Below are 9,697 nucleotides of genomic sequence, written 5' to 3' on the forward strand. Positions count from 1 at the left end.
ATGACCTGTTCGACCAGGTCGATCGCGTCGTTGAGGACACGGGCCGCGTCGTACAGGTCGTCTACGTCGCTGGCCTCGCCGACCCGCTCCGCGAGCTGACGCGCCGACCGCGCCAACGCGACCAGACCGGCCCGCAATATCGCGAGGTCACCGTCCAGGTTCTCGTCATCCGTCATGGCGCCGAGCGTGACACGAGCACCCGACACGGTGGACCCGGCCCCGCCAGCGGTGGGACGGTCGATGTCCCGTCCACCACACGAGGAAGTCACCGGCCATGAACGCACACGAACACCGAGTACACCGCGCCGCCGCACGACACGGACTGCTACTCGTCAAGTCCCACACACGGAACCCCCAAGCACTCGACTACGGCACGTACGGCCTGGTCGACGGCAACACCCGAGGGCTCGTCGCCGGGAGCCACCAGACCGGATACGGGCTCAGCCTCGACGACGTCGAACAGGAGCTGCACGCGCGGCGCTGAGCACTCGGGGCAAAGTGGCGAAATTCACCACTTTCCGATGCCGAAAAAGTGGTCAATTTGACCACTTTCTGACGGCGAAAGAATGGTCGATCGGCGCTTGAAAGAATGGCGTGAAAGTTTATTGCGACCATTCTTTTTCGGTAATTCATAAACACCTCGAGCCATTGTGAACAACCATAGGAACGTAGGGTTTCGCCCGGCTCACCACCGGGACGACTCCGCCGAACCCCCTCCGGAGCGCGTTTCGGGTTGGCCGGGCACTCGCACCGCGGCTGCAAAACCGCAGGTCAAAGCGTTTTCGTTGGGCCTTTTCTGGACTTTTTCCAATAGAGAGAAACGAGACGGACTCAGGGGTCAGCCGGGGGGTGCCGCGAGCCCCTGGCCACCCCTCCCCGGCACCCTAGCGGGTTATTCAATTCCATCGGTCTCCACACAATTCGACGTTGTATAGTTCGGCAGTTCGAATTATGGGGTTTGTGGTTTATTGGATGGCACTAATTCGACGTGAAATTAAATGGCTTGGATAAATGCAAACAATGGCGAATTAATTGCAATTGAATTTGCGTGGTGTCGTTTCGGGGGGTGCTCGGCGTCGGCGTCGGGTCGGTGTGCGCTGGTGGGGCTCGAGGATGGCGCGTCGCTGGCGTCGAGCGAACCGAGTCATGCAACGTGAGTCATGCGTTGCGTTGCAGGTCAGCAATGGCATTGCATCGTTGCGTGCAACGTGTGCAACGTCGTGTGAGGCAACGTGTGCAACGTCGTGAGGCACAGCAGCAGCAGCTCAGCGCAGGCAGGCAGGCAGCAGGGCTCTCAGCAGGGCAGGCAAGGGCACAGCAGCAGGGCAGGCAGGCAGGCAGAGGCACAGCAGCCGTTGCGTGCATCGTTGCGAGCAGCGTTGCAGTGCAACGTGTGGATCGTTGGCGTGTGTGTCGGTGTGTGGTGCTAGGTGTGGTGGCTCACGCGGTCGCGTCGCAGGTTGCCACGATGGTGGCCCTTACCGGGATGACAACAACGCACAGTTCCCGGTCGACGACGGACCGCGTGGGCCACCAGGTGACCGGGGTTGCGGACGCCAATCTTCCCCCCGGCCGTCATGGTGGTGGGAACCCCTCCGCTCGGTGACTGCGCCCCGAAAGGGACAACGGGGCGCGTCGGCGTCGAGCAGGGGGGTCCCCGCCGTTGTGACGCCCTACTTCCTCGGCAGGCGTCACCTTCTCTCACCCTCACCCAAGAGTGAAAGTTCTTCGTCGGTGGAGTCGGGGAGTGCCCGCCACCGTTCGACTTCGATGCCTTCCCGCAGGCCACCGCCGAGCAGGCGACGGGACTCGAGGTCGAGCGCCAGCCGAGCGGCCTCCGCGTTCTCCGCGCGAGCCGACTTCAGGATCTCGAAACCGCCCATGGCCTAGCCCCTTACCCCGGTGTCGAGCGCGAACGCTCCGGCCTGGAGAACCTGCACGTCAGCCCTCAGATTTGCGACGAACGCGACCTGGCCGTTGTCGGCGTAGCGCTCTTGCAGGAACTGGATTCGGAACCCGGTCCGCAAACCGATTCCGAGCATGTTCCATTGCGCCGTATAGATTTCCGAGCAATCCGTCGACGCCCCCAGGGTCAGATTCGTCGGTACCTGCTTGCTGGGGAGGATCGGTAGAAGTCCTTGTGGCGCAGCAAGATACGCTCCTTGCAGGTCTTTGAGCTTCTGCAATGACGTGACGGTGCGCGGGGCCACGATGTGGGCGTTCGCTGTGTAGTTGTTGCTGGCCACGGCCCCGGCGGCGTCGAGGAGCCAGTCGTAGTTTCCGATCGCGGTGCCTGCGGCTCCGTGTGCGGTGCTGGTGATTCCGGCGGTGTTGAGGACACCGCGCGGTTCGGGTGGGGTGCCGGTACCACGGAGCGCGGCCCGGTCCAACTCGAGGGCGAGCTGAGCGGCGAACGCCTGCGAGATCACATCGCCTGCCGATGGGTCGCTGTCTTCGAACAGTTCCCGCGACAGGATGACGAGGCGGTCGAGTGACTTCGCGGTGAAGGTGACCGTGTCGAAGCTGAGATCGCCTGCGGTGATCGGTGCATTTTCCGATCTCCAAGCGGGTGCCCCTTCGCCGACCAGCCTTGGGAGCTTTAGGGTTTGGCTGGTCATCGGCACCGTGGTGGCCCCGGCGGCGAACACTTGCGACGCATTTCTTGCCAAGTCGAGAACCTCGGCCGCGAGCGGAGTCGGCACCACTGCTCCACCAGCGCTCAGGGTGCCCTCCGACATCGCGCGGACCTCCTCGGCGCCGGTCCAGTCGCCTGTAACGAGGCCTCTGAGGAGTTGGTCGAAACCGCCGGTGTGCGTGGTGGTGTGCGTGCTCATGCCGTTGTCGCGGGTCCATTGCTCGAGCGACTGATCTCGGGTGAGGGTTTGCGCGCCCCTGAGTTGCCGTGTGCGGCTCTGCGACCCACCGGGTGGTGTGTCGGGGTGGTGGGAGCCGTGTTCGAAGCCTCCGGTGTTGTACAGGGTGAGGGCGCGTTCCCGCTGTTGGTGGGCGTGCGCCAGGAATTCGATGTCGGCCTCGACCTGGTCGAACCGGTCCTGGTCGTCGGCGGTGAGGTACCCGTCGTCGGAGCGCTCGAGCATGCCCCGCGCTTCGCTGAGCAGCCGGTCCCGTTCGGCGACGACTTCGGTGGGGGTGAGCTTGCGGAGCCGTTCGAACACCGGGCTCCGGACGTCGATTGTCATGGGAATCAACTACTTTCGGAGATATTGATATCGAATTTTTTGGCTGCGGCGACGATCCTCGCCTTGATCTTCGCGAGCTGCTCGGGGGTGTATTTGGCGGCGTTGGCCTTCTGGTTGATGTACGACCAGGCCGCCTTGACGTGCTCTTTTGTGTCGATCGGGTAGCGGGCCTTGCCGTCCGACTGATAGCCGTCGGGGTCGGCGTACTCCACATCTCCATGAGGCAGCTTGTCGCTGGCGCGGGCGGCGATGTCCGGCCACGCGCTTCTGACCAGGATCTCGAGCCTGCGGCTGGCGGTGTCGACGGACATGCGTTGCGCCTGCTCGAGCGCGTGTCTCACGCCTGCGACGGTCGCGGCCGGGTACGCAGCGTGGCTCACCAAACTGACTTCGCGGAGCGAGCACTCCGTGCGGACGGTGACGCCGTCGGCCTGCCGGGATCGGATGGGCACGAAACCCACCGAGAACTGGTCGACGCACCCCGAGCGCACCAGTTCGAGGCAGTCGTTGCCGTCCCTCGTGTTCGCGATCGCGAAGGCGCAGTGCAGACCGTCGCTCTGCTCGAACAGCTCGACGGCGCGGCCGACCGGCAATTTGCCCCGGTCGTGGCTGATGAGCAGCCGAATCTTCCCTGATCTCTCGGTCAGGCTGCGTTGGAATGCCGACGGGGCGAAGGCCTCCCGGTACGTCGAGCCATGTTCGTGGATCTCGGTTTCGACGCCGTAGGGCACGGCGACGCCGTAGATGGTTCTGCCGGTGCCGTCGGCTCGGAGTTCGGTGTTGCGGAACAGGGTTTCGCTCATAGGTTTTCACCACTTTTTCGGCGCGCGGAATGACGCTGCGTCGCATGGTGACCGGCGCGGTCCGGGTTGCCCCCGTGGGGGGTTCGGCGCTGGCTTCGGATACCGAGTCGAGCTGTGGCCCGCCGTCGCGATGGGGGTCGTCGGCGGGCGCTGGTAGTGTACGCGCGCTTACGCGTTGCCGTCATCGTCGTCGAACAGCTCTGATGCGTTGTCGGGGGGTGGGGTGACCCAGCCGCCGTCCGGCATCTCGCGACTGCTGTCGTCGCACAGCCACTCCAGGATGTCCGGACCGCCGACGAACAGGGCGGAACCTGCCCACATGATGGTGAACGTTCGGGTGTCGCGGTCGATCACCCAGGTCGGTTGGATGTGCTCCGGGTGCGTCACGCAGTACGCGATTCGCTCCACGAATTCGCTGGTGGGCATCGCGCCGATGGCCGCCTGGATGATGTACCAGATCTTCGTCGCGAGCAGGCTCGAGGTGGTCATGACGACGGTTGCTCCTGTTCGGTGTGGATGCGTATCGGGTTCGTGTCGGCGAGCATCGTCCACAGCCACCGGTTCGGCCGCCATGCGGCGTTGCTCTCGATGTCGTCGCGGTCGGCGGCGGGGTAGAGGGCGATGTGGGTGTCGCAGTAGTAGGCCAGCGCGGCGGGGCCGTCGACGCAGTGCCCGCACACGCAGGACGGTTCGGTGGCCTCGGCGAGAATCCAGCGGATCGGCTCCGGGCAGTGACCGTCGTCGTGGTCGCAGTGGCCGTCGTGTCCGTACGTACTCTCCAGCAGTGCGCTCAGTTCGACGGTCGGTTGTTCGGTGGATGTCATGGTCGTTGCTCCTCGGGTGTCGCGGTGTGGCCGCCGGTTCGGCCGTTGCGGTTCGATCGGGCCTCACGTGCGCGCCGGTCGGCGAGTGCGCGGGCCAACGCTTGGATGCCGTCGGGGTGGAGGGGTGGTTCGCGCGGTTCTGGGGGTGGGTTGGGGGGTGTCGCGGTCATGTTCAGGCTCCGTCGAGAATGGGGGAGACGGGTAGACGATCGTCCCCCCCGTTGTGTGATTGCGCGGACGGGTGGATTACAAAACAGCAGGTCACACACAAAATGTCTAAGGGTTCTGGGGGGAGACTTCGCACATGGGGTAGACGATCGTCTACCCGTCTCCCCCATTTTCAGTTCGTCGATCGGTACTCCTTTCCGATGGCTCCGTTTGCGCTCTTCGTCAACCGTTCTTCGATGGCTCCGACGGTGAGGAGGTGCTCGATCGCGAGGTTCAAACACGGTCGCTGAGTCGGCGTCAGCGTCAGGCGCAGCGTTTTCCGTTTCACCCATCCGCTGTTCGTGAGGATCGTGCGGAGCCGGGTGCAGGTGCGTCCGACGCGGAGCCGTTCGGTTTCGGTGTCCTTCGCGTCGGATTGGGTGGCGTCGGCGTGTCCGGCGGCTTTACGGGCTTCGGTCGCGTTTTTCGCGATCGTGTGTCGCATCTGTGCGCGGGTTGCGTCGGACCGGCGCATCACGATTCCGGCCAGTTCCCAGTCTTCGTCGGTGATTTCGTAGCCGTGTTTCGCGAGGATGGCCAGCGCGTACGCGACTTTTTCGCGGACTTGGAGGGCGTGGCCGTCGAGTACGTCGACTTTCCCGGCGTGCCGGTGCCGGTTCGCCTGTTGGATCGTCCGTTTCGCGGTCGCCGGGATCGTGATGCACGTCAGTGGCTGTCGTCGTGGCCAGGACGTGTACAGGTCCAGCGGTATCGGGTCCACCGGGTCGGCGTCGTCGAGGTCGGGGATGTTCGGGTCGGTCGCGGGCAGCCACAGAAACCTCTGCGGGGTGCCGCCGTCGGCGTCGTCGAGGAGCCAGTCGGCGCGGGTGGGTTGCGCGCCGACGATCATCGTCAGCCGGTAGCCGTGGTCGCCGAGCGGGAGTCGTCGGGTCGGGTCGACGTAGGAGAGGCCGATGTCTTCGCCGGAGAACGCCATTCGGAGTAGCGGCAGGATGGTGGCTCCGGAGCGGGTGCCGATGGCGCGGAGGGTGTCGAGCTCGGGGATGTCGACGAGTACCGCGTCGTAGTCGCGGACGACGACGCGTGTCGCGCCTTTGCCTTCGCTGTGCGCGAACAGGTGCGCGAGTCCTTCCCCGGACCCGGCGTGGCCGCGTCCGATCTCGGGTCGTAGTGGGACGAGTTCGGCGGCGACGGCGGAGGAGCCGCCCTTGCCGACACCGGAGGGGCCGACGAGGGCGCAGAACAGGTTGACGCTCGCTCGGCCGTAGATGACCGGCGGTAACACCATGTACGGCGGGACGGTGACGATGACGCGGCAGAGGACACCGCCGAACACCGCCCACGGGCTGGCTCCCCGGTTGTAGGCGGTGTCGCGAATGCGGGTGAGTTCGTCGCGGCGTTCCCAGAATTCCTGTTCGTCGTCGACGGTCGCCGGCGAACGGTCGCCGGCGAGTGTCGCGAGTGCGGCGTTCTCGGCGTGGTGGTCGGGGGTGGGGGTGGCGGCGATGAGTCGGGGTGCGCCGTCGAGGAATCGCACGTATTCGCGTCCGGCGTCGGCGGGTGTGCGGGTGCCGTCGGCGGTGACGGTGCGGACGAACCGCTGGCACAGGTCGGCGAGCGCGGTAGCGGTGCCGACACCCTGACCTTGCTCGTGGAGTCGGTAGAGGGCGAGGACGTTGTCGCGGGTGCTGTCGTGTCGGGAGCCGTTGCCCAGGTCGGTGATCGCGGTGGTGAGCCGGGTGAGGGTGGCGCCGGTGGGTGGTCCGTCGTCGGGGAGTCGTCGGAGCGCGGCGAGGATGGTGGGGTCGGTGGCGCCTGCGTGTTGTCGGACGGAGGCGAGTCCGCCGAGCCAGGTGGTGGGCAGGGTGGGGAGCGTCGCCGGGTCGGGGAGGGTGTCGTCGGTGACGACGGCGCCGTCGGGTTCGTGCCAGCGGTACCGGCGTTCGCGCCCGTCGGGGTCGAGGTCGGGGTGGATGGAGGGTGCCACGACGGCGTACCGGTCGAACCACTGCACGGTTTCGATGTCGGCGAGGTCGAGTTCGGGGAAGCGGAGGGTGCCGACGGCTTCGTATCCGGCGGGTACCCGGTAGAAGCGGATGCCGCTGATCGGGTCGTCGTCGCGGCTCGACGATCGCCAGGTGGGGGGTAGTGGTCCCCACCGTTTCTCGGCTTCGGTGAGGGTGTCTGCGCCGTGTTTGCCGTCGTAGGCGTCGACGTCGAGGCCGATGACGGTGTCCGGCATGCGGAGGCAGAGGTTCGCGTCGTCGGGGTGGCCGTCGGCGAGCGCGTAGACGTCGGGGACAGAGTCGGGGCGCCGTCCGTCGCGGCCGGTGTAGCCGGTCGGTGGTGAGTGCTTCCGTTTCGGGGGCAGCGGGAGTGGCGTCCACCCGGCTCTGTAGTAGGCGACGGCGGCCGGGAGGTACGTCACGCTAGGCCTCCGGTGGTCCAGGGGACCGACCGCAGGGCGCGGACGACGAGATCGGGCCAGTCGGTGGCGGGGAACCACAGTTTGCGGCCGAGGTGTTGCGTCCAGTGGGCGAGCTGGACCAGGGTCCGCACGCGTTCCACCGCGATCGCGTAGTCGTACCGGTCGAGGTTCGGGTCACAGCGGCGGTGGTGGATTTCCCAGTGCAGTCGGCGGGTGTCGCCCGGTTTCGGGTAGCGGATGTGGACGTATCCGTCGCCGTCGTCGACTGCGCGGCCGCACTCGTTACAGACATGGGTGATTCTGCTGGTCGACGCGTTAGGCTCGGTGTCGTTGGTGGTTTTCGAGGTATCGCCCCCGCCCGTCCCGGCGGGGGTGGCTTCGTTTCTCACGCGGCATCACCACTGCCGGTTGTCGACCGGAGCAGCGCGGAGAGGTGTTCGCATTGCTCGGTGGTGAGCGAGGGTCCCTTCGCCAGCACTTTTTCGATGTGGGCGGCGAGCATTGCGGTGTTCAGGTTCTGGCGGGCGTCGACGAGGTCGGGGTCGTCGGGGTCGCGGTCGCGGGACAGGGCGGCGACGCGGGCGTGGTGGTGCGAAATGTGGGTAGCCATCGGTGGTCCTCGCGTACGGGGGGTACGGGGAGTGGCGTCGATGGCGTCGATGGCTTGGCTCATAAGAGTAGCAGCCCACAGCCCGAGTTTTCGCCGGTCGCGGGGGTTTCGAACGACAGCGGTGTGGTTCCGACCTGCCGTTTTCGCTAGTCCGGTCGGTGGCGGAACTACGGGTTTTCCGGAATATCGCGTGCTGAGGGGTGGGTGTCGGTGAGGGGTGGAGCCGTCGACTCGAGTCTCCGGGACGCCCGGTGTTCGCCGGGAGCGGTCGACGGGTTCACGCCTTGCCGACACTCACCCCGGTATCTACGCGGTATCTACAACGGGGGCAACGGTTCTCGGCGTGACACACCGAGAAAACCTGAATGCCGGGCGACTGAGCCGCCCGGCATTAGGTTCGAGCGCAAGCGATGGGTCGGCTACCAACCGTCCCGAACCGGTATGGGCCGGTTCATTTTTGCTGCGCTTACGGTGCAGCTTAAACGAACCTCCCCGCTCCCCGGTGACGCGACACGCGAAACCGGAAGGAACGGAAGATGTCGATCCAAGCACTGGCCGCCGTATTCGATCTGAACCCAGACCTGGCGCTCCCCGCGTCGGTCCCGGCCGCGTCGCGGGGCGGGCTGAAGATGTTGCTGCTCACCCTGGCCGACGAGTCCCGCGACAACGACACCTGGGGTGACGCGTTCCCGTCCGTGTCCCGGTTGTCGCGTGCGTCGTGGATGAGCGAGAGCACGGTGCAACGCGGGCTGAAGACCCTCGTCCAGCTCCGTCTGATCGAAGTGCAGGACCCGTCGACGTCCGTCGTCGGCGTCAAGATCAAGAATCCGCTGCGCCGCCCGAAGGTGTACCGGCTCGCCCGTGAGCGTCTGCTGATCATCGCGCAGCACTCGCGGGACCTGAACGATCGGCTCGCCGGACGCAACGGTCGACCGTCGGTGAGCGAACCGGAACTGATCGCCGACGCCCGTGCCCTGCTCGCTCGTGACCTGGCGTTTCTCGACGCCGCCGACCCTGTGGATAACTCCGCCGAAACCGGGTGTCACGGTGAAACCGGGTATCACGGTGACTTAAACCGGGTGTCACCGTGCACTAAACCGGGTGTCACGGTGACACCCGATCCTTTAAGTACTAACCAAGAAGAACTAACCGCGCCGGTTTCCGCTCGACGACGACGACGACCCGGCGGCGCTCCGCGACCGCCTGTCGTCGTGGCCGATTCCGCCGACGTCGACGATCGCCCCGAATGCGAGGGATGCGGGTCGGTGTTCCCGGCGGGTGTCTCCGCACCGCCGGACGGTGTGTGCCGTCGGTGCCGAGAGCGACACGGCGAGCGCTCAGCGCCACGCACAGCGACTTTCACCCCCACCCCGGTGTGACCGGATAGGCGGAACCGGCACAGCGCCTCTCAGAGCGTGAGCGCGCCCGGCCGACGGGTGCTTCCGGGTTTCGCTCAACCAATGGTCTGCACCGGGCGCACCACCCATCGAAAACCGTCGCCAGCGCAGGCGTCAACACCGCGCGGAAGCACCCTCTTACCAGGGTTTTCGGGGTGCGCGCTACTCCGCGTTGAGGTGTCCCGCGATGGGTGATTGACGTTCGATGACCTGTTCGACCAGGTCGATCGCGTCGTTGAGGACACGGGCCGCGTCGTACAGGTCGTC

At 66.0% G+C, this 9,697-nt stretch carries 11 protein-coding genes; 2 read left to right on the forward strand and 9 right to left on the reverse strand.

Annotated elements, in window-relative coordinates; all coding sequences use genetic code 11:
- The first annotated feature begins 274 nt into the window (after positions 1-274).
- Complete coding sequence (locus CJ179_RS50265) at positions 275-484, forward strand: hypothetical protein (protein ID WP_095866517.1); 210 nt, start codon at positions 275-277, stop codon at positions 482-484.
- A 1,207-nt stretch (positions 485-1,691) separates the two neighbouring features.
- Here CJ179_RS50265 and CJ179_RS50270 read toward each other — a convergent pair.
- The 9 genes from CJ179_RS50270 to CJ179_RS52060 all read right to left on the reverse strand — a co-directional run bounded on the left by CJ179_RS50270 (position 1,692) and on the right by CJ179_RS52060 (position 8,033).
- Positions 1,692-1,883 carry a hypothetical protein gene (locus CJ179_RS50270; protein ID WP_095866518.1) on the reverse strand — a complete coding sequence of 64 codons (192 nt, stop codon included), beginning with the start codon at positions 1,881-1,883 and terminating at the stop codon, positions 1,692-1,694.
- A 3-nt stretch (positions 1,884-1,886) separates the two neighbouring features.
- Positions 1,887-3,200: a phage major capsid protein gene (locus CJ179_RS50275; RefSeq protein ID WP_095866519.1), complete on the reverse strand. Its 1,314-nt coding sequence runs from the start codon at positions 3,198-3,200 to the stop codon at positions 1,887-1,889.
- 5 nt (positions 3,201-3,205) lie between these two features.
- Positions 3,206-4,003, reverse strand: coding sequence for an HK97 family phage prohead protease (locus CJ179_RS53675; RefSeq protein ID WP_257016466.1), 798 nt, complete (start codon positions 4,001-4,003; stop codon positions 3,206-3,208).
- A 168-nt stretch (positions 4,004-4,171) separates the two neighbouring features.
- Positions 4,172-4,492, reverse strand: a complete 321-nt coding sequence (locus CJ179_RS50285) for a hypothetical protein (protein WP_095866520.1) — start codon at positions 4,490-4,492, stop codon at positions 4,172-4,174.
- Positions 4,489-4,827, reverse strand: coding sequence for a hypothetical protein (locus tag CJ179_RS50290; RefSeq protein WP_095866521.1), 339 nt, complete (start codon positions 4,825-4,827; stop codon positions 4,489-4,491). Before CJ179_RS50290 ends, CJ179_RS50285 begins: the two co-directional genes overlap by 4 nt.
- Positions 4,824-4,997, reverse strand: a complete 174-nt coding sequence (locus CJ179_RS52055) for a hypothetical protein (protein WP_179377993.1) — start codon at positions 4,995-4,997, stop codon at positions 4,824-4,826. Before CJ179_RS52055 ends, CJ179_RS50290 begins: the two co-directional genes overlap by 4 nt.
- A 170-nt stretch (positions 4,998-5,167) precedes the next feature.
- Entirely contained in the window at positions 5,168-7,423 is a 2,256-nt protein-coding gene (locus CJ179_RS50295) for a bifunctional DNA primase/polymerase (RefSeq protein ID WP_143549095.1), read from the reverse strand.
- The gene (locus CJ179_RS50300) at positions 7,420-7,812 is read right to left on the reverse strand and encodes a hypothetical protein (protein WP_095866523.1); all 393 of its coding nucleotides are present in this window, start codon (positions 7,810-7,812) and stop codon (positions 7,420-7,422) included. The genes CJ179_RS50295 and CJ179_RS50300 overlap by 4 nt, the downstream gene beginning before the upstream one ends.
- Positions 7,809-8,033, reverse strand: a complete 225-nt coding sequence (locus CJ179_RS52060) for a hypothetical protein (RefSeq protein ID WP_095866524.1) — start codon at positions 8,031-8,033, stop codon at positions 7,809-7,811. The genes CJ179_RS50300 and CJ179_RS52060 overlap by 4 nt, the downstream gene beginning before the upstream one ends.
- A gap of 536 nt (positions 8,034-8,569) precedes the next feature.
- Here CJ179_RS52060 and CJ179_RS50310 point away from each other — a divergent pair.
- Positions 8,570-9,412: a helix-turn-helix domain-containing protein gene (locus tag CJ179_RS50310; protein ID WP_095866525.1), complete on the forward strand. Its 843-nt coding sequence runs from the start codon at positions 8,570-8,572 to the stop codon at positions 9,410-9,412.
- Positions 9,413-9,697: the final 285 nt, after the last annotated feature.

Origin of the sequence: Rhodococcus sp. ACS1 (assembly GCF_002300155.1) — a bacterium.
GTDB lineage: Bacteria > Actinomycetota > Actinomycetes > Mycobacteriales > Mycobacteriaceae > Rhodococcus_F > Rhodococcus_F koreensis.

What these genes read in the sequence shown, in the direction of transcription:
- CJ179_RS50265 (WP_095866517.1), top strand. Translation starts at nt 275, where the DNA reads ATGAACGCACACGAACACCGAGTACACCGCGCCGCCGCACGACACGGA.
- CJ179_RS50270 (WP_095866518.1), bottom strand. Translation starts at nt 1,883, where the DNA reads ATGGGCGGTTTCGAGATCCTGAAGTCGGCTCGCGCGGAGAACGCGGAG.
- CJ179_RS50275 (WP_095866519.1), bottom strand. Translation starts at nt 3,200, where the DNA reads ATGACAATCGACGTCCGGAGCCCGGTGTTCGAACGGCTCCGCAAGCTC.
- CJ179_RS53675 (WP_257016466.1), bottom strand. Translation starts at nt 4,003, where the DNA reads ATGAGCGAAACCCTGTTCCGCAACACCGAACTCCGAGCCGACGGCACC.
- CJ179_RS50285 (WP_095866520.1), bottom strand. Translation starts at nt 4,492, where the DNA reads ATGACCACCTCGAGCCTGCTCGCGACGAAGATCTGGTACATCATCCAG.
- CJ179_RS50290 (WP_095866521.1), bottom strand. Translation starts at nt 4,827, where the DNA reads ATGACATCCACCGAACAACCGACCGTCGAACTGAGCGCACTGCTGGAG.
- CJ179_RS52055 (WP_179377993.1), bottom strand. Translation starts at nt 4,997, where the DNA reads ATGACCGCGACACCCCCCAACCCACCCCCAGAACCGCGCGAACCACCC.
- CJ179_RS52060 (WP_095866524.1), bottom strand. Translation starts at nt 8,033, where the DNA reads ATGGCTACCCACATTTCGCACCACCACGCCCGCGTCGCCGCCCTGTCC.
- CJ179_RS50310 (WP_095866525.1), top strand. Translation starts at nt 8,570, where the DNA reads ATGTCGATCCAAGCACTGGCCGCCGTATTCGATCTGAACCCAGACCTG.